Below are 26,128 nucleotides of genomic sequence, written 5' to 3'. Positions count from 1 at the left end.
GGCCGAAGTAATTATCAGGCTGGAGTTCTGAATGGCTTTGTTTAAACGCAGCAAAACGTCTGCGAAAGGTTTTGATTGGGCAGGATTTCTCTGGTTATTTCTGTTCTTCTGGTATTTTTCCGGCATCACCCAACTGCTGATTCAACTGACAGGCACTTCCGGTTTTACCGGGTTCCGTCAGGCCTTTGTGATGAGCGCCATCTGGCTGGCGCCGATGCTGCTGTTTCCCAAGCAAACACGTGTGATGGCCGCGCTGATCGGCGTGGTGCTGTGGGCCTGCTCGATGGCCAGCCTCGGTTATTTCTTCATCTATCAGCAGGAATTTTCCCAGAGCGTCATCTTCATCATGTTCGAATCGAACGTGTCTGAAGCCGGCGAGTACATGACCCAGTATTTTGCCTGGTGGATGGTGGCGGCGTTCCTCGCCCATACCGCGTTTGCGTATTTCCTTTGGACCCGCTTGCGTCCGGTGTACCTGCCACGCGGCCAGGCGCTGATTGCAGCGACAGCCATTCTGGTGGCGGTGATCGGTTACCCGATGATCAAGCAGACCGTGCGCACCGGCAGCCTGGCGGGCGGCTTCGAGAAATTCGAAACCCGCATCGAGCCCGCGGTGCCGTGGCAGATGGCCGTGGCCTATCACCGTTACCTCGATACCCTGGCCGGCATGCAAGACATGCTTCACAGCGCCAGCAAGATTGCACCGCTCAAGAACCTCTCCGATTCGATGGCCAATCAGCCAGCGACTTTGGTGCTGGTGATCGGCGAGTCCACCAACCGTCAGCGCATGAGCCTGTACGGCTACCCTCGGGAAACCACCCCGGAACTGGACAAGCTCAAGGACCAACTGGCGGTTTTCGATAACGTCATTACCCCGCGCCCCTACACCATCGAAGCGTTGCAGCAGGTACTGACATTCGCCGACGAAGAAAACCCCGACCTCTACCTGTCGACACCGTCAGTGGTCAGCATGATGAAACAGGCGGGTTACAAGACCTTCTGGATCACCAACCAGCAGACCATGACCAAGCGCAACACCATGCTCACGACCTTCTCCGAGCAGGCCGACGAGCAGGTGTACCTGAACAACAATCGCAACCAGAACGCCGCCCAATATGATGGCGACGTGATCGAGCCATTCAACAAGGCTTTGGCTGACGCGGCGCCACGCAAACTGATCGTTGTGCATTTGCTCGGCACGCACATGAGCTATCAGTACCGTTACCCGCCCACCTTCAACAAATTTACCGACCGCAAAGGTGTTCCGGAAGGTGTGCGTGACGATCAGGTGCCAACGTACAACAGCTATGACAACGCGGTGCTGTACAACGACTTCGTGGTGTCGAGCCTGATCAAGGACTACGCCAAGTCTGATCCGAACGGCTTCCTGCTGTACCTCTCCGACCATGGTGAAGACGTCTTCGACTCCGCTGGCCATAAAACCCTGGGCCGCAACGAGAGCAAACCGACAGCGCCGATGTACACCATTCCGTTCATGGCCTGGGCTTCGCCGAAATGGCGCGAAACCCATGACTGGAGTTTTGCCGGCGATCTGAGCCGGCCGTATAGCAGTTCTCAGCTGATTCACACCTGGGCGGACCTGGCAGGCCTGAGTTTCGATGAGCTGGACCGCAGTAAAAGCCTGGTCAGCGACAGCTTCAAGCCTCGGCCATTGATGATCGGCAACCCTTATGAGCGTCAGCAGCGGCCGTTGATCGACTTCAGCTTGATGAAACCCAAAGGAGCGCCTATCACGCCGGCAGTTGTTCAGCAGTAGTTTTGGCGCGGATCCTGTGGAGCGGGCTTGTGTGGCGAGGAGTACTGTGGCGAGGGGGCTTGCCCCCGTTGGGGTGCGAAGCGCCCCCCGGCATTTCAAAGTTAAACCGCATGTAAAGGATTTACGACTGCTTCGCAGCCGAACGGGGGCAAGCCCCCTCGCGACACAAGCCCGCTCCCACAAGATTGTGGATTGCGAATTAAAGTGCCTTGATCCAGAACAGCATCCGCCCGTGCGCCGGGTCGAACATGCCTGGCGAAAAACCGAATTTGCCGTAGGCCCCCTGAGCCACCGCATTGCCTTCCAGTACTTCCAGGGTGATTTTGCAGCAGCCGCGCTGGCGCGCGATGTCTTCGACTTTGTGCAGCATCTTCTGACTAAGCCCCAACCCGCGAAACTTCGACACCACTGCCACGTCGTGCACGTTGACTAGCGGCCGGCAAGCGAAGGTCGAAAAACCTTCAAAGCAGTTGACCAGCCCTGCCGGCTCGCCGCCAACAAACGCCAGTACGCTGAACGCATGGGGACGTTTGGCCAGTTCCCCCGGCAGTTGTTGCAACCTATCGGCAGGTAACGGGTGACCGCCGCCCATCGGGTCTTCGGCGTAGTGGTTCAATACAAGACAAATCGCCTCGGCATGCACCGGGTTGGTGTAGCTGGCCTGAAGCACAAGAATTTCTGCGGATTCCATTTCCACCCTCAATCACACAAGTTGCCCCAGTTCGCCTCTTGCGCACTGAAAGGTCCAGTGACCTTATCGCGAGTGCCGGGGTGCCGACAACCGGATCCTGTTGTGATCGTTCTCCCTCAAACACCCCAGATCAATGACTCGGTCCATCCCAACTCCGCAAAGTCCTCAGCCCTCAACGCCGACTCACCAGCACAGAAAAACTCGTCCAGTTGCGGCGGCTTGACCGAGGTGCCACTGAGCATCGCGTGGACCTGCCCGCGATGATGAATCTGATGCTCGAACAAATGGGACAGCATGCGCAAACGGCTGTCATGTTGCGGGGTGTCGCGCGCGATGGTCACGAGCCGTCCGAGGTCTGCGTCGCGCAGTTGCTCGCAGTAGGCGATCAGTCGACGGTCCACCACGGCTTGCTCGCGTTTGAGATCGACGCCGTGGGTGAATGGCTCGTCTTCGTTGAAAAACACGTAGCAATCGGGATGCGGTTCGTCACCGCGCAACTCCCGCTCCAGGGCATCCACATAAAACCAGTCGCAGGTCAGGATGTGATTGAGGGTCGCGCTGAGGCTGGGAAAGAAACTGACTCGCGGCGCCGCCAGTTCGGCCGGGCTTAGCTGAAGCCAGGCCTTGGCCAGTCGGTGATTGGCCCAGGCGTTCTGATAGGCCATGGTCAGCAAATGGTGGGACAAGGGCTGATTCATGTTCGCTCCTCCCGGATATCAAGCCTCGGCGAAACGTTGTAGCTGCATTTCCTGCAGACGACTAAGGGTGCGACGAAACGGAAACTCCAGATAGCCCTCGGTGTACAACGCTTCCATCGGCACCTGCGCTTCGAGGTACAGCGGCACTTTGCGGTCGTAGCATTCGTCCACCAGGGCGATGAACCGGCGCACGCCGTCGTCATGCACCGACAACTGCGGCAACTCGCGATCGCCCGCCACTACCCGCTCGACACCGTCTTCAGTGCCGCGGGCGATGCGCCCTTCGCGTTTTTGCGCGCTGAGGTTGGGCACGTCGCTCAACAGAATAGCGCTGAATTTGTCGCACAGGGCCATGAAGTCCATGGCGGCAAACGGCTGCTCGCAGAGCTCGGCGTAACGGCACCAGAGCACGGTTTGACTGGCCTGCATCACATTGACCGAACGGTAGCCGATCTTGACCGGATCGCTGGACAGCGACCGGCCGACGGTCAAGGCTTTAAACACTTCGCTCAAGGCGCCGGGTTGACCCGGTACGTTCACCCAATAACGCTGCAGACCGGCGCCAGGGTGCAGGCGATGATCTTCCCCGCCATCCACTGCAATCACCTGCATGTGTTGCTTGATTGCGATAATGGCCGGCACGAACCGGTCACGGTTGAAGCCATCCGCGTACAGCTGATCCGGCGGCTGATTGGAGGTGCAGACCACCACCACGCCCTGCTCGAACATCACCTGAAACAAACGCCCGAGAATGATCGCGTCACCGATGTCGTTGACGAACAGTTCATCGAAACACAGCACGCGCACTTCCTGGCTCAGTTCGCGGGCCAAGGCTTTCAACGGGTCGGCGGTGCCAGTCAATTGAAAGGAGCGCTGATGCACCCAGCCCATGAAATGATGAAAGTGCTGACGCCGGGCGGGAACGCACAGGTTTTGGTAGAACTGATCCATCAACCAGGTCTTGCCCCGCCCAACCGGGCCCCAGAGGTACACGCCGGTGACCGGTATGCGGTCTTCATGCAAGGCTTCGTGGCATTTTTGCAGCGCCCACACGGCGTGCTCCTGAGCTTCGTCCTGGACGAAGCCCTTGTGTTCGATGGCGTGTTGCCAAGCGCTTAAGGGAGAGTCGACATTCATGCGCGGCAGTATATAGCAGCTGGCGAAGCTCAACCCCTGTGGGAGCGGGCTTGCTCGCGAAAGCGGTGTGTCATTCAACATTGATGTTGGCTGACCCGATGCCTTCGCGAGCAAGCCCGCTCCCACAGGTTCCGCGCAGCGACACAGCACCGGGTTACAGCGAGATATCCAGCCTGGCAATCTTGCCCTGCTCATTGAGGCGGAACATGTAGCGCAGTTCCAGCGGGCTGCCGGGAAACGTGCCGGAAATCAGGTTGTGCACCAGCACTTTGCCGGTGCGCAGCTGAACGTCGAGCACCTCGACCCGGGGCTGATAACGTTGTGCGGTGTCTTGCATCCATTGGGCGATGGCTTGCGTGCCGACTTGATGCTGCCCTTCATCGAACACGTTGGCATCCTCAGCGAAAAAACTGGCAACCCTCGACGTATCGCGAGCATTGGCGGCAGCAATGTAGGCGGCGATGGCGGGGGCCAGTGAAGAGGCTGGATTGGACATGTTTACGGCTCCTTGTGAGTTGATTCTGGAGCCATGCTAAAACATGCCTGTGTCAGTTCTTGTCAGGAGTGAAACGCCCTGCTTCGTCGAGTTGCATCTGCTTGCGCCAGGTGCGCAACAGGTCGCTGCGCCGCCCCGGATAACGTTCGCCCTGCTCACTGGCAGCCGAGATCCGGTCGGTGCGAAAGGTGCGATAGGCACTGCGCAATTCACACCAGGCAACGATGATCCGCACCTCGTTGAGAAAACCCAGGGCCAGTGGCCAGATCAGCCGCTGACTCGGCACCTGATTGGCGTCCGCGTAATCGATGTGCAGCTTGGCCTGATCGCGGATGGCTTGGCGAAATACATTCAAGGGCACGGCATTTTGCGGATAGCCATAACCCGGAGGGCCCGGCAGTACTGTGGGATTGCGCAAGGCCTCCTGGGCGGCGGGGTCGAGTACCGCGGCGATTTTTGCCAAGGCATCGGCCGCTGCTTTGCTCAAGACCTCATCGCCACGCTGATCTACGTAGCGCAATCCGAGCACGATGGCTTCGGTTTCATCGGCATTGAGCATCAAGGGCGGCAGAAACAGACCGCTGCGCAACACATAGCCGATCCCCGCCTCGCCAAAGATCGGCGCGCCGAGGGCGGTGAGTTCAGCGATGTCGCGGTACAACGTGCGCTCGGAAATCTCCAGTTCGCTGGCCAATGTCGCGGCAGTCACCGGACGACTTTTGCCCCGCAGCACTTGTAACAAAGTCAGTAAACGGCTGGTTCGCGACACGGTCGGCAGGCTCTTTCCTGAAAAGTCGCCGGAGCTTAGCAGAGGCTGTTGTCAGAAACTGGCAGGAGCGATAACACCTCGCTCCAATGGCCGGACATAGATCAAATGTGGGAGCGGGCTTGCTCGCGAAAGCGGCTTAACATTCAACATTTCTGTTGGCTGATACTCCGCTTTCGCGAGCAAGCCCGCTCCCACATTGGTTTGTGTGTTACCGATCGACCTTATGCCTGGCCGCATACAAACACAGCATCTCCATCGCCAATGTCGCCGCTGCCAGTGAGGTAATGTCCGCGCTGTCGTAGGCCGGCGCCACTTCCACCACGTCCATCCCCACCAGGTTGATCCCGCGCAAACCGCCGAGAATCTCAAGCGCCTGCACCGTGCTCAAGCCGCCGCACACCGGCGTTCCGGTGCCCGGTGCGAAGGCCGGGTCGAGGCAATCGATGTCGAAGGTCAGATACACCGGGTGATCACCGACCCGCGCACGAATCGCCGCGACGATCGCTTCACACCCTTGTCGATGCACCTGCCGCGCATCCAGCACTTGAAAGCCCTGATGATCGTCATTGGTGGTGCGCAACCCGATCTGTACCGAACGCGACGGATCCACCAACCCTTCTTCGGCCGCATGCCAGAACATCGTGCCGTGGTCGACACGCTTGCCCTCTTCGTCCGGCCAGGTGTCGCTGTGGGCATCGAAGTGAATCAATGACAACGGGCCATGCTGGCGGGCATGGGCCTTGAGCAGCGGATAACTGATGAAGTGATCGCCGCCAAACGTCAGCATCGCGCAACCACCGCTCAGGATGTGCTCGGCATGGGCTTCGATGCTGTCCGGCACCGACTGCGGCGTGCCGTAATCGAAGGCGCAATCGCCGTAGTCAATCACCGCCAAGTGATCGAACGGGTCGAACGTCCACGGCCAATGACGTTCCCAGGCAATCCCGGTGGACGCCGTCCGAATGCCGCGCGGTCCGAAACGCGCGCCGGGACGGTGGCTGGTAGCCGTATCGAACGGCACGCCGCTGACCACCACGTCGACACCGCTCAAGTCGCGGATGTAGCGACGACGCATGAAACTGGTGATACCGGCGTAGGTGCTTTCGGCGGCAGTCCCGTAAAGACTGTCGCGGGTCATGGCCTGATCGTTTTGGGCAGGGACGTCCATGGTGTGTTCCTTATTGTTGGCTGATTGGCGGCTACGAAAGTGAGCCATGACAAACACTGACCGGAGGAAGTGGTTGCAGGATGCGTCGTCGGTTACATTGGAAAAATACCAAGTTAGTTATCCTGACTTTATTGCGGAGTAATGTTTGATGCTCGGTCAACTTCATGACCTCGACCTGCACTTGCTGCGCCTGTTTGTCAGCGTGGTGGAATGTGGTGGTTTCAGTGCGGCTCAGGGTGAATTGGGGTTGAGCCAATCGAGCATCAGCCAGCAGATGGCCAGGCTCGAAACCCGACTCGGCTATCGCCTGTGCAGTCGCGGCAAGGTTGGGTTCAAAATCACCCCCAAAGGCGAGCAGTTGCTTCTTGCCATTCGCGCCTTGTTCGAATCCATCGAAGCGTTCCGTCATCAATCCAACGGCGTGGCCGGACGCTTGATCGGCGAAGTGCGCCTGGGCTTGTCCGAAGCACTTGATCAGTCGGTGCTGCAACGGGTTGCCGAGGCGATCCGGCGCTTTCGCGAACGGGATGAATCGGTGCGTATCGAGTTGATCAGCGCCATGCCCGGCGAAATGGAGCGGCTGTTGCTGCAACAACGGCTGGATCTGGCGATCGGCTATTTCTCACAGGCGCAGAGTGCTTTTGACTACCGCGAACTGTTCACTGAAACCCAGCACCTGTATTGCGCCCCGGGGCATCCGCTGTTCACCGATGAGGCGCCTGACGATCAAGCGCTTCAGGCCTGCGACCGGGTCGATCACCCCTACCGCTTCTTGCGCAGCGACGAGCCGTTTCAGGGGAAGATGTGTTCGGCGCGTTCCGAGCAGGTCGAAGGCACCCTCGCCTTCATTCTTTCCGGCAAGCATGTGGGCTACTTGCCCGATCACTTCGCCCGCAGCTGGGAAGACAAAGGGTTGCTGCGCGCCGTGCGCCAGGGCGATATGAGTTTTGAGGTGGCGTTCCATCTGGCCCGCCATCGCGCTCAGGTGCCGGGGGATGCGCAAAAAGCCTTTGAAGAGGATTTGCTCGCGGCGTTTGCTTGAATAGCAGGGGGCTTGCCACATTGCCCGTCAGTCAGAAGCGGAACCTGTGGGAGATTCTATGGTTGAAGGGAAGCCCTCAACCAGCTTTGGGTTGATATTCGCTCTGTCCTTTCAGTAGAGCGAATACGATCCGAGCAAGCTTGCGAGCCAGTATCACCAGCGCCTGAGTGGTGCTGAAACCTCGAGCTCTTTGCTCTTCATAAAAGCCTTTCCAGGCTGGCGTACGGCTGGCCGACATAGCTGCATTGTGCAGAAGCCGGCGAGCTTCCGGGTCACCTCGCTTGGTCAAGCTCCGGCGCCCGTCTTTTTGCCCTGACTTCGCCACCCGCAAATCCATTCCCAGAAAGGCAATAAAGGCATCTGCGTTTCTGAAGTCGCCCCGCTGAAACGCCGTGAGCAAGCGGGCTCCGGTCAGAAATCCAATGCCTTCAACTTTCAGGCAACGCTTCAACTGACCGAGCAAACCGGCTTCTTTCAGATGATCATTAATCGTCTTTTCGACCAGCGTTTCAAGCTGCTGCATGGCTTTCACTTGCGCGGCGAAAGCAGATTTCAGCAGCGGTTCATTCGCCCAACTTTGCACCAGGCCGACCCGCGCCTGAACCAAGGCTGCGCGACGACGAAAAAGGCTCAAGAGCTGGCGGTACAGCGGTGATGGCGGGGTCCAAGGATGAAGATCATCACCTTCGTTCTTCAGATAGCGGGCGAGCAGTCTGGCATCCAACGCATCGGTTTTGGCGCGGATATTCACCCCTTTTCGGTAATGGCTGAGTTCATAGCCACCCACCATGTAAATCACGCAGCCAGCCTCATAGGCCAGATCGGCGAACTCCAGGTGATAGATATTGGTCGACTCAATGGCTACCGCGACTGTCCCCGACAAGGCTTTCAACCACTGCTTGATGGCAGCCTTGTTGTTGGGAATCTCTTCAAGCAGGTCAAGTTCGGCGTGATAGATCACCAGTTCGTTCTTGGCGACATCCACGCCTACGATTGGCTTTGTGACAGAAACCGGCATTGCCATTGGATTTCCTCCGGGATATGTTTTGAGCACTTGAAGGGCTCACCCAGAGGCGCAGGCTTGTTCCTATCGTCGGTCCTAGCCAGATGCATTCTTTATCGGCGCTTGGGTGAAAGGAGGAGGGGCGAAATCTCCCACGGATCTGTACTGCGTCAACAGTCAGAATCGGGCTTTGTCCCTCCTCCTCCCTTCAAGTCCTACCATACAAGCGGGCTTGCTCGCGAAGGCGGTATACCCGGCAACATTAATGTCGACTGACACGGCCTCTTCGCGAGCAAGCCCGCTCCCACATGGATTGCGCTTGACTGACGGGCAGTGTGGCAAGCGATCACGTTGTACGTTGCCCTCACTGCCCGCGGCTGGCATCCTGCGCCTCCATTTTCTGACCCGGCCCCGCCTTTCGGCACGCAAACCACCATGACCGTCTCTGAAAAAGCCCTTGCCCCACGCAACAACGATCTGATTTACGGCCTCGACGATCGCCCTCACCTGACCGCCACGGTCTTCGCCGCCCTGCAACATGTACTGGCGAGTTTCGTTGGCATTATCACGCCGACGCTGATCATGGGCAGCGCCCTTGGCCTGCAAAGTGAAGTGCCTTATCTGATCAGCATGGCGCTGTTCGTTTCGGGGCTGGGCACGTTTGTCCAGGCGCGGCGGTTCGGCCCGGTCGGTTCCGGCCTGTTGTGCCTGCAAGGCACCAGCTTCTCGTTTATCAGCGTCATTCTCAGCGCCGGTTTCATGGTCAAGGCGCGGGGCGGCGGCACCGATGAAATCCTCTCGACGATTTTCGGCGTGTGCTTTTTCGCCGCGTTCATCGAAGTGGTACTGAGCCAGTTCATCGGCAAGCTGCGGATGCTGATCACCCCGGTGGTGACCGGCACCATCATTACCCTCATGGGCCTGTCGCTGATCAAGGTCGCCATGACCGACATTGCCGGCGGTTTCGGTGCGGCGGATCTCGGCGCGGCCAGCCATCTGGCGCTGGCGGCACTGGTGCTGGGGACCATCGTGGTGTTGAACCGGGTGGATGTGCCGTTCCTGCGCCTGGGCGCGATCGTCATCGGCCTGGCCCTCGGTTATGCGGTCGCCTGGTTCATGGGCCAGGTCGATTTCACCAGCCTGCCCACCGTGCCGCTGATGAGTGTGCCCGTACCGTTCAAGTACGGTTTCTCATTCGACTGGGTGGCGTTTGTGCCGGTGGCGGTGATTTTCCTGGTGTCGCCCTTGGAGGCTGCCGGTGACTTGACCGCCAATTCGATGATTTCCCGGCAGCCAGTCAAAGGCCCGGTCTATATTCGCCGGATCAAATCCGGGTTGCTGGCCGACGGTCTCAATTCGGCGATGGCTGCGGTGTTCAACAGCATGCCGATGGTGACCTTCGCGCAGAACAACGGCGTGATTCAGCTCACGGGCGTGGCCAGCCGCTATGTGGCGTTTTTCATTGCCGGCCTGTTGGTGGTATTGGGGTTGTTCCCGATGATCGGCGCGGTACTGCAATTGATGCCAAAACCGGTGCTTGGCGGCGCTGAACTGGTGATGTTCGGCACCGTGGCAGTGGCCGGGATCAAGATTCTCGCCGAGGCTGGCCTGCATCGGCGCAACATGCTGATCGTGGCGATTTCCCTCGGCATGGGCTTGGGCGTCGCGGCAGTGCCTGAAGTGTTGCGCGAGTTGCCGAAGGCGCTGCACAACATCTTCGAATCACCGATCACCGTCGGTGCGTTGTGCGCTATCGTGCTGAATATCTTCCTGCCCGAAGAATTCATCGAGCTGGAAGAAGACGAGTTCGACCCGGAAGCCTCGGTGCTTCAGGTGATGCAGAACCCGGATGTTGCGGCCAAGGGTGAACCCGCTTCACCTGCGGCTGTCGCACAGTTGAACCGCGCGTAAGGCTCAAGAGCCGAGCCACGAGCGGCTCGGCCTTTTTCTTTACGAGAACCTGTCCATGCGCAGATTGTTCGCACTTTCTCTATACCTGCCTCTGTCCCTCCTGTTGCTCTCGCTGAGCGCCTGCGCCCTGTTCCCTCATCGCGATCCGCTGAACATCAACGTGGTCGGTATCGAGCCGCTGCCAAGCCAGGAACTGGAAGTGCGTTTTGCGGTAAAGCTGCGCGTGCAAAACCCCAATGAAACGGCGATCGACTACAACGGCGTGGCCCTGGATCTGGAGGTGAACGGGCAATCACTCGCCTCCGGTGTCAGCGACCAAACGGGCTCGATCCCGCGCTTTTCCGAAGCGGTGATTGTGGTGCCGGTGAGTGTTTCAGCCTTCTCGGTGCTGCGTCAGACTTTCGGGCTGGGTCAGACGCAGACACTGAACAATCTGCCGTACGTGCTTCGGGGCAAATTGGCCGGTGGCGTGTTCGGCACGATGCGTTTCGTTGATCGCGGCAAACTCAGCCTACCGGAGGCGACTACCGGCACGTGGTAACGCTCAAGGCTCGGCCCGTGGCTTAACCGGATCGATCACCTGGGTCACACAATGTTTGAGGCCTTCTACGTGCCAGTTGGCCCACAGCCGACTTTTGCCGGTGCTGTCTTCATCCGGCTCTATCGCCAGCCAGTTTCTTGCGGCGATCAGGTAACGCCCTCGTGCACCGATGGGCAACATGGTTCCGGTGATGCCGTAGTCGATCTGTTCCTGTTGCTTGCCAATGGACTCCAGAAACTGCACTGCCAGCACTGGCGGTGCAGGATGCACGACCCCGGTCGAAATCAATTGGTAAATCAATCCTGAACCATCGTTGCGATGCCGGGACAACGTCGATTCGATCACGCAGGCGCCGGCCACATGAACATCACCGGACACCAGCGTGACCTTGCATGACTCAGCATGGGCGAAATCCAGTAACCGCATGATCAGCCGCTTGCGTTCGTCTCGATGGGGCAGGCTTCGCCAATGGTCGCGCAAATCGTCCTCGAGCTCCTGTTGCCCCGAGATCAGGTCCAGTGCCTTTTCGGCCGCCTGCAAATCAAGGTAACCCACGGGAATACTCGACATTAGCAGCAAGTGCTTATGCCCCTTGACCTTGCTCAGCCAGGCATAAATCGCATCCCAACTGACGGGCGAAATGATCCGGGTCGGCCGAGCCGGCGGAGTCGTCAAATCCGGTGCACGCTCACTGCGCAAGTCGGGAACCAGCAATGCCAATTCACCCAGGCCGGTAAACCCCAGGTGAAAGCCATCAGCGGTGTCGGGAATCGCACAGGGATGAGTATCGGCGGACGGTTTGAGGTGCGGATGAGTCTGGATCAGTTGCTGCTGGAAAATCCTGAAATAGCGCTTGGCCGTGGCAAACAGCCCCTGGAACACCGGGCTTGAATGCAGAATCTCGTCGTAGGAACCCCAGCCATCGATGATGTCATGGTCATCCCACATCATCACCGTCGGAACGGCGCTGAGCAGCTTCGCGACCTCAGACTGCTTCCAGCGCTCCAGGTAGAGTCTGGCGAAGAACTTGTCCAGATCGGCTTCGATCACCTTGCTGTAGACCGCCTTTCGACGCTCGGCAAAGGGTTTGGCAAACCATGTTTTCATCGACGACACATTGCTGCGCATATCGTCGCTGTAAACCTGATCGCCCCCCATCAACAACAGGTGATAGGGCTTGCTTTGATGAGCGCCCCACATGTGTTCCCAGCGCTCGTTGTTCCGGTCCACCTTCTCCATGTCCTTGGGGTCCGAAAAGCCATTGCACGACACATAGGCCATGCGCGGCGACTGGCCCTCGGCCGGAACCACGAAGTTGGCCGCCGCGCCCTCTATCTTGATCGTGTAAGTAGTGGCGACAGCCTGGTCTTGCAGCGCTTTTAAATCGATGCGCCAGACGCGGTACTGAGGATTGAGCAACGGGATATCGGCGGTGGCCAACGGTTTGCCGGCAGTGACACCACCGGGTACTTTTACGCTGGGTGATGTCGCGCCCAAGGGTAAAACCACTAGAGCCGACACGTTATAGACATTACTGTTGATGCCACGAAACTGCAGAATCGGGCCGAGTAACAAACTCATGGACAGTCCATCCGTTGACAGGGGTGTTAACGCCTAGAGACTAGACGGACAATCGACGCTGCGCATGATGCGCAGCGCCCGTCCCTACAAGGAGGTCACCCACGATGCACGCCGCTCCAACGCTCTACACCGAACGACTGATTTTGCGCCCGCTGGAACTGGCTGATGCCGAGGCCATTCAGCAACAGTTCCCTCACTGGGACGTGGTGCGTTATCTGAACGTCTTGGTGCCGTGGCCTTATCCCGCCGACGGCGCGTTGACTTATCTGCGTGATATTGCCCTGCCGGCGATGGCCCGTGGCGAGGAATGGCACTGGTCAATCCGCTTGAAGTCGGCCCCCGATCAACTGATCGGCAATGTCAGCCTGATGAATGAACAGGACAACAACCGAGGCTTCTGGCTGGCCCCGCAATGGCAAGGCCAGGGGTTGATGGGTGAAGCCAGTGCGGCGGTGACCGAGTACTGGTTCGAAACACTCGGCCGGTCGTTGCTGCGCGTGCCGAAAGCGGCGCCGAATATCGGCTCGCGCAAACTCTCGGAACGTACCGGCATGCGTTTGATACACACCGAAGAGGGTGATTTTGTCAGCGGGCGATTCCCGAAGGAAGTCTGGGAGATCACCCGCGAAGAGTGGCTGCGCCTCAGATAAAACGCACGCCCGGTTTGGCCCGCTCATCCACCGTCAACTCAAACACGTCCGGGCGCGCGTAGTGCCCGACCACGTCGTAGTCGTAACGGGCGCGGATCAGGTCGTCGGTGTTGATTTCAGCGGTGAGCAAACCCGCCTCGCCACGCAGCGGCCCGGCGAGAATGTCGCCCATGGGCCCGACAATCACGCTGCCGCCGGCAATCAACGGGCGCTCCGCCGGCCAGTTGGCGATTTCCACACCCAAGGCTTGCGGTGAGGCCTGGACCTGACAGGCGCTGACCACAAAGCAGCGTCCTTCATGGGCGATGTGGCGCATGCTGACCTGCCACATTTCCCGCTCGTCCACGGTCGGCGCGCACCAGACCTCCACGCCTTTGGCGTACATCGCGGTGCGCAGCAGCGGCATCATGTTTTCCCAGCACACCACCGCGCCGATCCGCCCGACCTGGCTGTCGATCACCGGCAAGGTCGAGCCATCGCCCTTACCCCAGATCAGTCGCTCGGTACCGGTGGGCATCAGTTTGCGGTGCTTGGCGACCAGCCCGGCCTGCGGATCGAAATACAACGCGGTGCAATATAAGGTGCTGCCCGCGCGCTCGATCACGCCGATCACCAGGTTGGCGCCAGTGCGTGAGGACAACCCGGCCAAGGCTTCAGTCTCGGCGCCGGGCACGTCGATGGCGTTGTCGAAATACCGCGCAAACGCTTCCCGCCCCTCCGGCAGTCGATAGCCGAGTTGCGTGCCAAAACCCTCGCCCTTGGGGTAGCCGCCGAGCAACGCCTCCGGCATGACCACCAGTGCGGCGCCGGATTCGATAATGGCGGTTTCCCAGGAGAGGATTTGATCGAGGGTGTCGGCCTTGCCGCCGGGCAAGGCGCCGATTTGCAGGGCAGCAACGATGGACTTGGGCATCGCGGTGACTCCGTCAGTAATGAGGTGTTGCTCATTCTCCGGCGCCACAGGATCATGAACAAAGCCCGACTCACTGCTGAATGATATGAACCAAATGAATATCGCGACCGTCGATCTCAACTTGCTCAAAGTCTTCGAAGCCCTGCATGAGGAATCCAGCGCTAGCCGTGCCGCGCTGCGTCTGGGCGTGACGCAATCGGCGGTCAGCGCGGCGTTGCGCCGATTGCGAGAAGTGTATGGCGATCAGTTGTTCGTGCGCACGGGTCGAGGTCTTGCGCCGACGCTCAAGGCCAACCAGTTGAAACCGGTGGTCAGCGATGCGCTGAATAAATGCCGCCAAAGCCTGGCGATGGTCGATCCGGCGGCGAATCATTACGACGGACGCTCGGTGACGGTGGGTTTGTCGGATGATTTCGAAATCGCCTACGGGCGACGATTGATTGACGAGATCGCTGATCGTGCGCCGAAGCTGCGGCTGATCTTTCGCCAGACCCACAGCCAGATTGTCGCCGGGGCCTTGATGGAGCGCAGTATCGATCTGGCGATCACGGCCGGCGGGTTTGCCGAGCGTCTGCTCAGTCGTCAGGTGCTGGGTGAAGGCGATTATCTGTGCCTGGTGGACCCCCTCAGTCTGACCGAGGGACAGGAAACTCTCAGCCTTGAAGCGTTCGTCGCCCGCGAGCACATTCTGGTGTCATCGGGCGGTTTTATCGGGATTACCGATGAAGGCCTGGCGGCGTTGGGCCTGAGTCGGCGGGTATGCGCGTCGACCACACACTTTGCCGCGTTGCCGCACTTGCTCAAGGGCAGTCAGGCAGTGGCGACTATTCCAGCCCATGCGGCTCGAAGTATCGCCGCGCTCAGCGGACTGGCGCTGCTGCCCTGCCCTCTGGCGCTGCCACGCTATCCGATCGAGCTGGGCTGGCGTACCAGCACGCAACTCGATCCGGTGGTGCTGAAAGTGCGCGAGGCGATTATCGCGACCTTTTCCCGCCTGTAGGGGCTGCCGAAGTCCTGCACGGGAATAGTGTCTGGTGGCTTATTTAGCCGCCATCAAACGATTGACTTCACTGCGCACCATGTTCGCGAATTCCGGGGGCGACATGCCGTCGAGTTCGGCGCGGACCCACTCGGCCCATTTGCCTTTGCGCTTGGCACGCTCACCGAACAACCGTGCAGCTTCACCCTTGGATTTACCCAGGTTGTTTTGCCAGAGTTCGAACAGACGGGATTTTTCATCTTCAAGCGCCGCGCGCTCGGCAAGGGGTTTGTCGGCCAGATTGAAGCTCATGGAAGATACCTGCTGCGTAAAATAGGCGACATCTTACACTGTAGGAGGAAATGTCCTGCCCTGGATTTTTCTTCAGGGTGGAGTCGTCACGCAAAATGGCTGCAACTTTTGCCATGGCGCCAGACTCCATTGTTCACTGCCCATTTACCTGCAAGGAGTACTCCAATGGCCCGCAAAATCATCGATCAAGTCGCCGAGGATCAAATCAAGGATCAGGTCTTCAGCGAACTTCAGGCCCTGATCGAAGAGTCGGAAAAACTGCTCAAGAGCAGTGCTTCACTGGTCGGTGAGGAAGCGGATACCCTTCGTGGGCAAATCGCCCAGAAGCTCCAGCAGGCCCGGACTTCAGTCTCCAGCGTGCGTGACCGGACCAGGCCCGCGGTCGAGGCCAGCGAAATCTACATCGGCGGCCATCCTTGGCAAACCGTGGCCATCTCCGCCGGATTCGGTTTGGTGGTGGGGCTGTTGTTGGGACGGCGTTAAGTCATTGAGCGTCAGTACGGAACCTGTGGGAGCGGGCTTGCTCGCGAAAGCGGTGTATCAGGCGACATCAATGTTGACTGTACCGCCGCCTTCGCGAGCAAGCCCGCTCCCACATTAGGGATTGCGTTTGAGCTCAGATCCCGGCCAGCTCTCGCAGATTTGCCAGCGTCTGAGCATCGAGCGCAATGCCTTCGACCTTTGCTTTGGCGCGCTGCCGGTGACGTCGATCACCCGGTAACCGCTTGAGTCCCACACCGTACATCTGCCGGACCAGTTCTTGACTGCGCTCGGCAAAGTTCTGCCCCGCCGACTTGCTTGGATCGATCACGATCAGCAGTTGACCGGTCCAGGGTGTTTTCGCCCCTGGATGGTTCGACCAGTCGAACTCGAAAGAAAAATTGCCCCCGGTCAACGCCGCCGCCAACAGCTCCACCATCATCGACAGCGCCGAGCCCTTGTGCCCGCCAAACGGCAGCAAGGCGCCGCCCTCAAGGATCGCTTTCGGGTCCTGGGTCGGCTGGCCGAGGCTGTCCACACCCATGCCCGCCGGCAAACGCTCGCCTTTACGGGCAGCGATCTGTACGTCGCCATGAGCAATGGCGCTGGTCGCCAGGTCGAAAACGATCGGATCACCGTTGGCCCGAGGGGCGGCGAAGGCAATCGGGTTGGTCCCGAACAGTGGACGATCGGCACCGTGCGGCACCACGCAGGTCATGCTGTTGACCACGCTCAGTGCCACCAGCCCTTCATCGGCAAACGGCTCGACGTCTGGCCACAAGGCGGCGAAATGGTGGGAATTACGGATGGCCAGCACCGCAATGCCGGCACTGCGGGCTTTCTCCACCAGCAATGACCGCGCCGCCGCGAGGGCCGGTTGGGCAAAACCATTACCGGCGTCGACCCGGACGAACCCCGAGGCCACATCCTCGACCACCGGCACCGCCTGACCATTGACCCAGCCGCTTTGCAACGTCGACACATAACCGGGAATGCGGAATACACCGTGACTGTGAGCCCCGTCGCGCTCGGCGCTGGCGCAGTTGAGGGCCAGGGTTTTGGCGACATCGGCTGAGGTGCCGTGGCGCAGGAAGATCTGCTCGAGCAACGCAGTAAGCGCTTCGAAGGACAGGTTTTGCGAAACCGCAGTAGACACATGATCGTGTGGCGCAGACATCTGAAGCTCCAGAGTAATTATTGGAGGGGGCAACAGCGTATGAAAACCAACCGATTAACAACGTGCGACGAGTAGCCTGTCAACCCTTCGCTTGAACCGATGCATCTGATCAGAACCGATTAAGCCGAAAAGACGCTTTGGCGCATCTTTGCACAAACATCGGGCGGCCATGCGGTAACTATCTACCACCTTCGACTCACCCGCGACTTTTAGTCTTGAGCCTCAATCCATTGGCGCATTCAACCGCGCCCTGAACGAGACTCGACGATGCCCACACCTGCCGCTCCGCTGTTCTTCCCCGAGGCCCTGCACGCACCCGGCCACTGGAATGATCTGGGTAAAATCCATGGGCTGACGCGCAAGGATTTCGAATGGCTCAGTCATCTGGAACTGGCCAGCCAAACGTTACGCCTTCAACAGACCCCATCCATGTTCGCCGAAAAAATTTTGCTGAAATCGGACGCACTGGACCCCATCCCCTTGGCCGGCAGCTTCGTGTTGAGCCTCACCCCGGATGACAAGGGCGAGATTCTCTACACCCCGTACGCCGGCATAAAGAAGTTCGACAGCCGCGCAGCCTTGACCGAACAGCTTAATCGTCAGCTGAACAGCGTAACCGAGGACGACGATCTGCTGGCCTTCATGTCGTTGTCTGCGCGCAAAACGCTGGCAGCCGCGACCTCTATTCAAGTGAGTTTTCAGGCCATCGAAGGTGAAATATTCGAAGACCAGCGCAACGTCATCACCGCGTACCAGCGAGTGAACGAGCAGGCCATGCTGGACGAGTTGATCAAGTTGCCAACGCTCACCTCGCTGCTCACTACGCTGCTTGATGAGTTGTTGCAGCCGGGATTCCCGGGCCTTGATCAAAGCCAGACCCGACTCAACTTTTATTCCGTTAGACCGACCGATGATGACAACCAGGAAAGTGCCTCGACCCGCCGCTGGATCAACTCCATGTCCTTGAGTGACGCCGTGCTGTCGTACTACCGCCATCAGCGATGGCCGAGCGGGCAGTCTCACGAATTTTTCCATCCGGAAAAAAAGTCGACGAGCATCGACCAGGGCCACTGGGAAACCGCTGTAAAGACCGCCTCCAGCAAACTGATAAGCCTGCTGTCCGCAAAACTGCAGCACTACTGGGACACTGCAGCTGCCGACGGTGCTTCCCGTCGCGACTTTTTCAGTCGGGCCATCCGGGAAAAGGCGCGTGCAGAGTTCCTGATCAAGCGCGAAGCCGACATCATCAACCCTGAACAGAGCCAGGCCCTGCACCAACTGATTCAGCTGAGCGCCGGCACACCCTCGACACTCAGCCTTGAAACCGTGCGTCTTTGGGAATACGAGGCCAACTTTGTAGAGCTGGCAGGCTCACTGATGATCAGTCATTCCTCGTCCAATGCCTTTCTTTACACGCCCGCTCAGGGGTTACAGGTTCTGAAAGACCATCAAGACCTCAAAGACACCTTGCTGAGCAAATTCAGCGCGGCCGGTCATGAAGACGAGCTCTACGGTCTCCTGAATCTGGATGAACGTAACCGGTTCATCGGCTTCAAGCGCCCGCAGGTTTCCGGCGAGGTGATTTCAGGGTCAATATTCAAAAAAATGTTTGAAGCGATCATTACCAAGCAACTGCAAAACATTGAATACGTTCTGCAGGTTTACCGCCACAGCGATGGGGCCGTGAACGTCCATGCCTTGTTCGACAAGGCACTGGATATACGCTCAATGATCAGCGAACAATTGCTGACGCTGGATGCACAGGGACGCTGGAGTACCCGGCCGGTGTTGTCTGGCAACCAACTGCCGTCCCAGGTGCTGGCAGACAAGGCAGCGGTTTTCGTAAAATCCTTCAGCGATGTCAAATCGCTGCTCAGCTCGAAATTTGCCTCCCAGCCGATTACCTCCCTGGCGCTACAAAGCGTTTATCTGGAGAAACTGAAACCCAAGATAGCTCACGCATTTTCCCTAGGTTTGCGCGGGGAAGCCAGCCTGCGGGTACTTAACACAACACTACGGGAAGCCGATCGGGCCATTGTCGATACAGTGTTCGATCCGGACAAACCGGATCGAGGAACGCGCCTCGCCCTCAAAGGTTTCAGGCCTGACGCTTATTCACTGATCCTTGAGTGTTCCGGGCAGAAAAATGTGCTGCCTCTGGCCAATTGCGTGTTGTTGACCGAACGTGGCGGGCTCGATGTTCAGCATTCGGGCCGGGCGATTCTGTGGACGCCTGCGGCCGGGCTCGAAGTTTTCGCGACAGTCAGCAGCGCAACGACGGAACTGAACCGGCGCCTGCTCGACGACAACAAACGCCTGGAGTTGCTGGAAAACCTCAGCCCTGCCCAACGCACATTCCACCAGAGCTATAAGCTCAACTCGTTGCGACTGATTGAAGGCCATGTGTTGCAGCGCCTTGCGCAATCCTCCATCGAGCACTTCCTGGCCTGTTGTGAACACCTGCGCAGCCAGAAGCTGGACGATGCGCAACAGATCAAAGCGTTGAAAAAAATGACCCAAAGGGTCATCGACACCAACTTGCAAAGAGCCACGTTGATCTCGCAAGCCATCACCCGACAGCAGTCTCTGCCTGCATGGCTTGGAATGGCCCCAGTCGAAGAACAGCAGCTGCACATCGAATTGCTGGAGCAATACCGCAACAGCGTCACCGACGACAAGGACTACTTGCACGGGATCCAGACCCTGACGTCCTATGTGCATGAGCGATTAGTATCATTGATTGGCAGCCGGTTTCCTGGAACGCAACTTGATCCCGACCAGATCAAAATCACGCCCAATCTGGCCCTGGCCGGGCCGTCGCGTAGCTTGACCGAATTTGCCCTGAACCCTGTCAACGCGGCTCAAGGCACCGGGTTCAAGATTGCCTCGACCACCTCTCAGGCCCTTCCCGCAGGCCTGAATCAGGACACCGTGCGCCAGCTTGTGCGGTCGCTGAATATCCAGAGCGATTATGCAAAGCGAGTGACCGATGCATTGACCAAGGCCGGTACCGATGCCGACAGTCGAATGCAGCGTTTTATTCAGCAACTACCATGGCAGCTGCTGCAACACGCTCATGCGCTGAAACTGCAGCAACGTCTTTCCGGCAGCGCCTTTGATTTGATCTGGCAGGTTCTCGATATGCCGGACACAATCGCCCGCGCGGCTGTAACAGGTGCCCACGCCATCGTCAGGCCGCTGGAAATGATCAAGACCGCAGGTGCCGCAGCGGTGAAAACCCTGGGCCTGTACCTGATCGGCCCAGGTGCCGGACATGACGGGCCGCAAATCCTCTATGCGCCTTATCACGCAGGTTCCATATTCACCGAGTTCGTGAACGAGGCCAGCGTTATCTCAGCGATCAATACCCCAGGGCCACTTCAGGAACTGATCCTTCGCAGGCTTCCCGAGGCTGAACAGTCTTTGTTCGGCAACTTGTTCAAATCCACCGTAGGACAACAGAGCGAAATCACCCTCGCCTCCACCCCTATCAGCGGCAACCTGCTTGCGCAGTTGTTCGACGATAACGTCAGCCTTCTTTCGAAGATGCTCGGCAGCCACTCCGAAATCAACGGCCAGGCAGAATGGGAAGCCGCCAAAAACCTGTTCAGCTCTGGCATCAGACTGATTTCGGGCCTGTTGCCGGGCAAACTCTCCTATGTGCAGTTTCTGTGGCAAAGCTACAAAGACTTCAAAGACTCCGCCGAAGCGCTGCAGGATCATCATTGGAAACAGGCATTGCAGACATTTATTGCCGGTGCCGCGCAAATGGTGTCGCTGGGACGGTTGTCGCTGGAGTCTTCTATCGAGTCGGCGCCAGCAACGGCCACCTCCCCACCTGTTACCCAGCCGTTGGTTGTCCCGCAATGGTCACAAGTAAAACCGACAGCACCGACGCGCACGGCATTGCAGCCTTTCGAGACCACTACTGTCGCGTTGAAGGATCTGACCAGACGCACGACTGATGGCACTTATCTGGAAGCAACCAGCAAACGAACCTACGCCCCGGTCGGCGGAAAGGCATACCGCGTCTCGAAAACCGGGGCGATCTGGCGAATGATCAACGACCAACAACAGGGCCCCGCGTTGCTGACAACGCCTGGAAAACAACTGGTGATCGATCCGGACTCACATACGATTCACTACGGCAAAGCCTTGTCGAAAATGCACAACCAATATGTTTCCAGTCGCGTAGTCAACAGCGTACTGAATATCGAAGCGCGGGGAATGGAAGACATACGGACAAAGCACCCGGAAAAAGCACGCATGCTCGTGCAAGCCATCGATCTGGCTCGCTACTACGCGTTTAACAGTCTGCATAACCTGGTGCAACTCAGACTCCTGAACCCGGGAACGCGGCTGGATACCTTTCTTAAAGCCTTTTTTGATACTGGCAGCATCGACGCCAGTGTTCTCGACAAGATCAAAAAAGTCATCGTTCCAATTTGCAAGGCACTGGTAGACCCAAACGAGGACTTGATGAATACCGAGCATTTTGTGGTCGGTTCAAACAAAGACTGGTTCGACAGTACGATCGCTTTTGTTGTGAATGACGATGCGCAGAGGCGTGTGCATTTCACTGAGAGGTTTTTTGACCCGAAACTCGATTGGTACAAGTACTGTTTGACTGAGCCTTTCGACGTTGACGACCATTCCCGGGCCGCGACCCTGATTCATGAGTTCTCCCATCTTTTTTCAAAAACCGTGGATATTGCGACGGTTGAGGCAAGGCGCCCGTTCACCGACCTCATCGCCACAGTCACCGGTTTCGGTGTGGTAACCAAACAGACGCAGCAGGATTTCCAGCGACGAGCATTGTCCCTGGCCACCCCGAGAGAAGAACTGTTTACGCGCTGGAACGAACCATTGCAGTCATGGATCAGCCTGGACTCGATTGATGGGTTGGAGCATGTGGCTAAGGACATCCTCAAAACGACGGGCTGCACGACGATGGAAGAAGCTCGCAACGCCTTCCTCGATCCACGGAATGCGAGCCAGCGCATCGACACCATTTTGCGCAACGCCGACTCGGTCGCTCGCTTGATATGTGAAATGGGTCGACAGCTGGATCCGGTGCCAGCCCCATAAACGGTTTGACTTGAAGCACATAAAATCAGGCGCAGGTCACCCCGATCTGCACCTGCTTTTCTCGTCCTGGACAGGGATCACTCCTGCTGACCTTGACCATTTTTTCACTCCAACTATGGATACTTCCCGGCGACGCCCTGTTTGCAGGGTGTGCGGGTGAAAAATAAGTCGCACTTTGATGGGCAAATGCCATGACGGTTGTTCTCGCAGACTTCCCCTCAAGGTTAGAATGCAGGAAATCAGGATGAGTCAATGACAGACCACTCTCTCTCGCAAGCTCAATACGACGCCATCACCGATGCCGCTGCGCACTGGTGCATGCGTCTGCACGCCGTTGACTGCACGGCCGAAGAACGCCAGGCATTCGAGCAATGGCGTAATGCTCATCCTCTGCATGCCTTCGAATACGAAGCCATGCTAGAGATCTGGGATGTGGCTGGGGACTTGCCTCGTCCCGAATCTCCCGCGCCGGCTGTTCGCGACAAGCCGACAATGCCTTGGCGCACTTTCGGCATTGCAGCCACCGTCTGCGCCTTGGCGTTGCCACTGGCGGCCTATACCGGATGGAACCTGGGTTGGCTGCCCAATGCCTATCAGCATTTCGAGGCGACCGATAATGTTCGTCAGGTCACGCTGAGCGACGGCAGTCAGGTGGAGCTGAACCTGGGCAGTGAGCTGACGTTCAGCAATTACAAGGACCAGCGTCGTGTCACGCTGAAAAAAGGCGAAGCCTTCTTCGACGTCAGTCACGACATGCAGCACCCATTCATCGTCAGGGCAGCCGACGGCAGGATTCGCGTCACCGGCACCCGTTTCAACGTCTGGATGTATGAGGATCAGGTACGCGTGAACCTGATTGAAGGTTCCGTGCTGGTGACCAGCAATGACGCCCTGCCCGGCGAGGGTCTGCGCCTCGAACCTGCCATGCAGGCGCGTTACCGGCACGGCGATTTCACGCCGCAAATCACCCAGACTTCCGCCAACGACCACTCGCTGGCCTGGCGCAGCGGCAAACTGGTGCTCGATGATCTGGCGCTGACCGACGCCCTGCCCTTGATCAATCGTTATTTGAACAAGCCCGTCATGATCGCCGACCACAGTACCGGCTCGATTCGCCTCGGTGGTATCTACAACATCAAAGAGCTCAATAACCTGGTCGCTTCGTTGCCCAAGGTGCTGCCGGTCTATCTGACCCGCAACAAGGACGGCAATCCGGTCCTCAATTCGATCCCGCAACAAACCCCAAAAAGCTGAAGGCCGCGACCCTTGCGGGGTGCGGCCTTCACTTTTGACTCAAACGCTATCGCGATTACTGCGCGGCGATCTTCCCTGCTTTTTCATCCTGCTCGCGAATCGTCTGAGCCTGGTACTGCGGATCGGACGTGATCTGCTGCTCGGTGAACGGCAGCACACTCAACTGTTTCTTCGAAAAGGCCAGTGTCTGATCCCGGGAGTACTTCGACGCCGGGTCACTGGACAACGAGAATGCCAATAAGCCCTGAGCCTGTGGCCCCTTGTCATCGAAAGTCACCACCTGTAAATAGCTGGTGCCACTGACGACTTCGCGCTTGCCGTCGGTTCTCGGCACGCTCTGGATCGCGTTATACACACCCAGCGTGCCCGGCCCGCCGTGGATCGGCGTTTGCTGCCCGCCGCTGCTGACCACCTGGATATCGCCCCAGCGGCTATCGGCTTTCAGGCCAAGGGTTTTTACCTGTTCAACCGAAGCCAGCATCGCCGCCCGAATCGCTTTGGCGACATCTGGCTGTTCAATTGCCAGGCCACGTGGTGTGTGTTGCGGATCCTTCGGATCGAACTTCACACGCCAGATGCCAGGGATTTGCTGTAACGGCACCATGACATTCTGAAAATGCACAAAGCCCAGTCCACTGTCCAGATTCACCCGGCGATCCCAGGCCTTGAGGCTGGCACACAGCGGCGTAAGCGTTGGCGCATCGGCGCCGAGATCCGCGGCACAGAATTGCAGCAGATCCGGCATCACTTGGGCCGCCTGATACACCTGATCGTCCATCACCATGTGTTGCAGATCGGCCGCAGCGACAAGGCCAGCCTTGCTCAAGGTGCCCAGACGCTCCAGTGCAAAACGCGAACGCAGCCCCAACGGCTGATTGTCCTGACTGATCAACGGCGAGAAACCGGTAAGCGGTTGTGCCGGGTTGGCCATCCAGGCCGAGTCATTGGAATGTTGCACAAAGTCTTTGCGCAATAGTTGCGGCAACTTGTCTGCCGCATAAATACCTTTTTGCGCAGCGTGCGGGTCGATGTCCCAGGCACAGGCGCTGTTGGAACCGTCGAGCAGGATCATCTGTAATCCGGCCCGCGGATCGCTGCACTTGGCCAGCTTGTCGGCATTGACGTTCGGCACCACCGACAGGTTCATGTAAAGCGTCTGCCCCTGATCGTCCACCGCCAGGGTATTGACCCACGGGATCCCCTGAATCTTGTGCACCGATGCCTGCAAATCCTTGAGGCTGACGGCACGGTTCATCGCATACCACTGCTGCAAGACCCGGTCGTTCTCCAGGTTGGCATCGCGCAGGCTGTAGGCGAACTGGTTGTTCCAGTCCAGCTTGCCGGGCCATTGCACAATCGGGCCAAATTGCGAGCTGTAGACCACATGGGAGATCTGCCGGGTCTGGCCATCGGCTTGCTTCACGTTCACTGCCAGCGTCTGCTTTTTCATCGGCAAGGACTGACCATCCAGCAGGTAACGGGTCGGATTCTTGGGATCGAGTTGCAGGCGATACAGTGTGAAGTGCTTGGACGAATCCACCGTGTGGGTCCATGCCAGGTGCTGGTTGAAACCAATATTGATCATGGGCAAGCCGGGCAATGCGGCGCCCATCACATCCAGTTTGCCGGGAATGGTCAGGTGCATCTGATAGAAACGCATCCCACCGACCCACGGAAAGTGCGGATTGGCCAGCAGCATCCCGCGACCGTTGAACGAACGCTCGCTGCCGACCGCCACGGCATTGCTGCCGCGATCCAGAGCGAAGCGTTGCATGCGCGAAGCCGCCAGTTGGAACGACACCGGTTCGCCCGCCACATGGGCAACGGTTTTCGGCGGGGTAGCGCCGGCCAATGCTTCGGCAAACTGCCCTACGCCGCCTTCGACCAATAGACGCCGGGTCAACTTGACCAGGTCCTGCGCGGTAATCGCGCGCACCCATTCACCCTGGCATTGCTGCGGCAAACCCTGCGCTCGACGCTCTGTCAGCGAACGGTTGTAACCCGCCACGTAACCATCGATGAGCTCGCGGACTTCCGGTGTTTGCGCCTGCCAGAAAGCGGCGACGGCCTGGGGGGTGTTCAGCCAGTTGAAAAACACATCGCTGGCCAGGTTCCCGCGCTCTTCGACGGTAAACTGGTCCGGGCCGAAATACCGTGAGCGCTCGCCATTGACGGTGACGATCTCATTGGCCAGCAAGCACAGATTGTCCTGAGCGTAGGCATAGCCAATGCCATAGCCGAGCCCGCGCTCGTTGTCGGCACGAATATGCGGCACGCCGAAACTGGTTCGACGAATCTCGGCCGTCGCCTGCTCTGGCTGGCTGCGCGCATTTGCTGCAAGACTCAGCCCCAGAAACACACCCGCAAGGCTCAACCTGGTTAACTGCCTGGAAATAATCACGCTCGCTCCTGATCGAAAAGACGTATGACACGCAATGCGCCTCCCCTTAAAACGAAGCAA

General features: G+C 58.4%; 21 protein-coding genes. 9 read left to right on the top strand and 12 right to left on the bottom strand.

Annotated features, from left to right (window positions below):
• Positions 1–31 precede the first annotated feature (31 nt).
• Positions 32–1,777: a phosphoethanolamine transferase CptA gene (locus AB7M29_RS17560; RefSeq protein WP_454247410.1), complete on the top strand. Its 1,746-nt coding sequence runs from the start codon at positions 32–34 to the stop codon at positions 1,775–1,777.
• A 199-nt stretch (positions 1,778–1,976) separates the two neighbouring features.
• Here the strand turns inward: AB7M29_RS17560 and AB7M29_RS17555 are convergent, their stop codons facing one another.
• The 6 genes from AB7M29_RS17555 to speB form a co-directional block, all read right to left on the bottom strand.
• On the bottom strand, positions 1,977–2,468 hold the full coding sequence (locus AB7M29_RS17555) for a GNAT family N-acetyltransferase (RefSeq protein ID WP_052963393.1): 492 nt from the start codon (positions 2,466–2,468) through the stop codon (positions 1,977–1,979).
• A gap of 116 nt (positions 2,469–2,584) precedes the next feature.
• Positions 2,585–3,166 (bottom strand): DinB family protein, encoded by a 582-nt coding sequence (locus AB7M29_RS17550; protein ID WP_217854797.1) that lies wholly within the window; start codon positions 3,164–3,166, stop codon positions 2,585–2,587.
• An 18-nt stretch (positions 3,167–3,184) separates the two neighbouring features.
• On the bottom strand, positions 3,185–4,303 hold the full coding sequence (gene zapE, locus AB7M29_RS17545) for a cell division protein ZapE (RefSeq protein WP_454247409.1): 1,119 nt from the start codon (positions 4,301–4,303) through the stop codon (positions 3,185–3,187).
• Between the two features lie 154 nt (positions 4,304–4,457).
• On the bottom strand, positions 4,458–4,799 hold the full coding sequence (locus tag AB7M29_RS17540; protein ID WP_007897370.1) for a nuclear transport factor 2 family protein: 342 nt from the start codon (positions 4,797–4,799) through the stop codon (positions 4,458–4,460).
• A 52-nt stretch (positions 4,800–4,851) separates the two neighbouring features.
• A complete protein-coding gene (locus AB7M29_RS17535) occupies positions 4,852–5,568 on the bottom strand; it encodes a helix-turn-helix transcriptional regulator (RefSeq protein WP_217854795.1) in 717 nt (238 codons plus the stop codon).
• A 208-nt stretch (positions 5,569–5,776) separates the two neighbouring features.
• A complete protein-coding gene (gene speB / locus AB7M29_RS17530) occupies positions 5,777–6,736 on the bottom strand; it encodes an agmatinase (protein WP_454247408.1) in 960 nt (319 codons plus the stop codon).
• Positions 6,737–6,884: 148 nt separating this feature from the next.
• On the opposite strand from speB, the gene AB7M29_RS17525 reads away from it, so the two are divergent.
• Entirely contained in the window at positions 6,885–7,778 is an 894-nt protein-coding gene (locus tag AB7M29_RS17525; protein ID WP_454247407.1) for a LysR family transcriptional regulator, read from the top strand.
• A gap of 76 nt (positions 7,779–7,854) precedes the next feature.
• Here AB7M29_RS17525 and AB7M29_RS17520 read toward each other — a convergent pair whose 3' ends face one another.
• The gene (locus tag AB7M29_RS17520; RefSeq protein ID WP_217858081.1) at positions 7,855–8,802 is read right to left on the bottom strand and encodes an IS110 family transposase; all 948 of its coding nucleotides are present in this window, start codon (positions 8,800–8,802) and stop codon (positions 7,855–7,857) included.
• 414 nt (positions 8,803–9,216) lie between these two features.
• Here AB7M29_RS17520 and AB7M29_RS17515 point away from each other — a divergent pair, with 414 nt between their 5' ends.
• Positions 9,217–10,692, top strand: a complete 1,476-nt coding sequence (locus tag AB7M29_RS17515) for a nucleobase:cation symporter-2 family protein (protein ID WP_454247406.1) — start codon at positions 9,217–9,219, stop codon at positions 10,690–10,692.
• A gap of 55 nt (positions 10,693–10,747) precedes the next feature.
• On the top strand, positions 10,748–11,233 hold the full coding sequence (locus tag AB7M29_RS17510; protein ID WP_217854791.1) for an LEA type 2 family protein: 486 nt from the start codon (positions 10,748–10,750) through the stop codon (positions 11,231–11,233).
• A gap of 3 nt (positions 11,234–11,236) precedes the next feature.
• On the opposite strand, the gene AB7M29_RS17505 is transcribed toward AB7M29_RS17510, so the two are convergent.
• Positions 11,237–12,814 (bottom strand): alkaline phosphatase D family protein, encoded by a 1,578-nt coding sequence (locus AB7M29_RS17505; RefSeq protein WP_454247405.1) that lies wholly within the window; start codon positions 12,812–12,814, stop codon positions 11,237–11,239.
• A gap of 104 nt (positions 12,815–12,918) precedes the next feature.
• Here AB7M29_RS17505 and AB7M29_RS17500 point away from each other — a divergent pair, with 104 nt between their 5' ends.
• Positions 12,919–13,464, top strand: coding sequence for a GNAT family N-acetyltransferase (locus AB7M29_RS17500; RefSeq protein WP_454247404.1), 546 nt, complete (start codon positions 12,919–12,921; stop codon positions 13,462–13,464).
• Here the strand turns inward: AB7M29_RS17500 and AB7M29_RS17495 are convergent.
• Positions 13,457–14,377, bottom strand: coding sequence for a carbon-nitrogen hydrolase family protein (locus AB7M29_RS17495; RefSeq protein ID WP_454247403.1), 921 nt, complete (start codon positions 14,375–14,377; stop codon positions 13,457–13,459). The genes AB7M29_RS17500 and AB7M29_RS17495 overlap by 8 nt on opposite strands.
• Before the next feature lie 85 nt (positions 14,378–14,462).
• On the opposite strand from AB7M29_RS17495, the gene AB7M29_RS17490 reads away from it, so the two are divergent.
• Positions 14,463–15,377: a LysR substrate-binding domain-containing protein gene (locus tag AB7M29_RS17490; RefSeq protein ID WP_454247402.1), complete on the top strand. Its 915-nt coding sequence runs from the start codon at positions 14,463–14,465 to the stop codon at positions 15,375–15,377.
• A gap of 39 nt (positions 15,378–15,416) precedes the next feature.
• Here the strand turns inward: AB7M29_RS17490 and AB7M29_RS17485 are convergent, their stop codons facing one another.
• Positions 15,417–15,668, bottom strand: coding sequence for a hypothetical protein (locus tag AB7M29_RS17485; protein ID WP_007897387.1), 252 nt, complete (start codon positions 15,666–15,668; stop codon positions 15,417–15,419).
• 165 nt (positions 15,669–15,833) lie between these two features.
• On the opposite strand from AB7M29_RS17485, the gene AB7M29_RS17480 reads away from it, so the two are divergent.
• A complete protein-coding gene (locus AB7M29_RS17480; protein WP_217854786.1) occupies positions 15,834–16,151 on the top strand; it encodes a DUF883 family protein in 318 nt (105 codons plus the stop codon).
• 133 nt (positions 16,152–16,284) lie between these two features.
• Here the strand turns inward: AB7M29_RS17480 and AB7M29_RS17475 are convergent, their stop codons facing one another.
• Positions 16,285–17,325, bottom strand: a complete 1,041-nt coding sequence (locus AB7M29_RS17475; RefSeq protein WP_454247401.1) for an Ldh family oxidoreductase — start codon at positions 17,323–17,325, stop codon at positions 16,285–16,287.
• A 267-nt stretch (positions 17,326–17,592) separates the two neighbouring features.
• On the opposite strand from AB7M29_RS17475, the gene AB7M29_RS17470 reads away from it, so the two are divergent.
• Positions 17,593–22,413: a dermonecrotic toxin domain-containing protein gene (locus tag AB7M29_RS17470; RefSeq protein ID WP_454247400.1), complete on the top strand. Its 4,821-nt coding sequence runs from the start codon at positions 17,593–17,595 to the stop codon at positions 22,411–22,413.
• Positions 22,414–22,665: 252 nt separating this feature from the next.
• The gene (locus tag AB7M29_RS17465; RefSeq protein ID WP_454247399.1) at positions 22,666–23,667 is read left to right on the top strand and encodes a FecR family protein; all 1,002 of its coding nucleotides are present in this window, start codon (positions 22,666–22,668) and stop codon (positions 23,665–23,667) included.
• Between the two features lie 55 nt (positions 23,668–23,722).
• Here the strand turns inward: AB7M29_RS17465 and pvdQ are convergent, their stop codons facing one another.
• On the bottom strand, positions 23,723–26,068 hold the full coding sequence (gene pvdQ / locus AB7M29_RS17460) for a bifunctional acylase PvdQ (RefSeq protein WP_454247398.1): 2,346 nt from the start codon (positions 26,066–26,068) through the stop codon (positions 23,723–23,725).
• Between the last annotated feature and the right edge of the window lie 60 nt (positions 26,069–26,128).

Source organism: Pseudomonas sp. F-14 TE3623 (assembly GCF_053629015.1).
Note: the sequence above shows the minus strand (reverse complement) of the source record. Positions and strands in the feature narration are given on the sequence as shown.

What these genes read in the sequence shown, in the direction of transcription:
- AB7M29_RS17560 (WP_454247410.1), top strand. Translation starts at nt 32, where the DNA reads ATGGCTTTGTTTAAACGCAGCAAAACGTCTGCGAAAGGTTTTGATTGG.
- AB7M29_RS17555 (WP_052963393.1), bottom strand. Translation starts at nt 2,468, where the DNA reads ATGGAATCCGCAGAAATTCTTGTGCTTCAGGCCAGCTACACCAACCCG.
- AB7M29_RS17550 (WP_217854797.1), bottom strand. Translation starts at nt 3,166, where the DNA reads ATGAATCAGCCCTTGTCCCACCATTTGCTGACCATGGCCTATCAGAAC.
- zapE (WP_454247409.1), bottom strand. Translation starts at nt 4,303, where the DNA reads ATGAATGTCGACTCTCCCTTAAGCGCTTGGCAACACGCCATCGAACAC.
- AB7M29_RS17540 (WP_007897370.1), bottom strand. Translation starts at nt 4,799, where the DNA reads ATGTCCAATCCAGCCTCTTCACTGGCCCCCGCCATCGCCGCCTACATT.
- speB (WP_454247408.1), bottom strand. Translation starts at nt 6,736, where the DNA reads ATGGACGTCCCTGCCCAAAACGATCAGGCCATGACCCGCGACAGTCTT.
- AB7M29_RS17525 (WP_454247407.1), top strand. Translation starts at nt 6,885, where the DNA reads ATGCTCGGTCAACTTCATGACCTCGACCTGCACTTGCTGCGCCTGTTT.
- AB7M29_RS17520 (WP_217858081.1), bottom strand. Translation starts at nt 8,802, where the DNA reads ATGGCAATGCCGGTTTCTGTCACAAAGCCAATCGTAGGCGTGGATGTC.
- AB7M29_RS17515 (WP_454247406.1), top strand. Translation starts at nt 9,217, where the DNA reads ATGACCGTCTCTGAAAAAGCCCTTGCCCCACGCAACAACGATCTGATT.
- AB7M29_RS17510 (WP_217854791.1), top strand. Translation starts at nt 10,748, where the DNA reads ATGCGCAGATTGTTCGCACTTTCTCTATACCTGCCTCTGTCCCTCCTG.
- AB7M29_RS17505 (WP_454247405.1), bottom strand. Translation starts at nt 12,814, where the DNA reads ATGAGTTTGTTACTCGGCCCGATTCTGCAGTTTCGTGGCATCAACAGT.
- AB7M29_RS17500 (WP_454247404.1), top strand. Translation starts at nt 12,919, where the DNA reads ATGCACGCCGCTCCAACGCTCTACACCGAACGACTGATTTTGCGCCCG.
- AB7M29_RS17495 (WP_454247403.1), bottom strand. Translation starts at nt 14,377, where the DNA reads ATGCCCAAGTCCATCGTTGCTGCCCTGCAAATCGGCGCCTTGCCCGGC.
- AB7M29_RS17490 (WP_454247402.1), top strand. Translation starts at nt 14,463, where the DNA reads ATGAACCAAATGAATATCGCGACCGTCGATCTCAACTTGCTCAAAGTC.
- AB7M29_RS17485 (WP_007897387.1), bottom strand. Translation starts at nt 15,668, where the DNA reads ATGAGCTTCAATCTGGCCGACAAACCCCTTGCCGAGCGCGCGGCGCTT.
- AB7M29_RS17480 (WP_217854786.1), top strand. Translation starts at nt 15,834, where the DNA reads ATGGCCCGCAAAATCATCGATCAAGTCGCCGAGGATCAAATCAAGGAT.
- AB7M29_RS17475 (WP_454247401.1), bottom strand. Translation starts at nt 17,325, where the DNA reads ATGTCTGCGCCACACGATCATGTGTCTACTGCGGTTTCGCAAAACCTG.
- AB7M29_RS17470 (WP_454247400.1), top strand. Translation starts at nt 17,593, where the DNA reads ATGCCCACACCTGCCGCTCCGCTGTTCTTCCCCGAGGCCCTGCACGCA.
- AB7M29_RS17465 (WP_454247399.1), top strand. Translation starts at nt 22,666, where the DNA reads ATGACAGACCACTCTCTCTCGCAAGCTCAATACGACGCCATCACCGAT.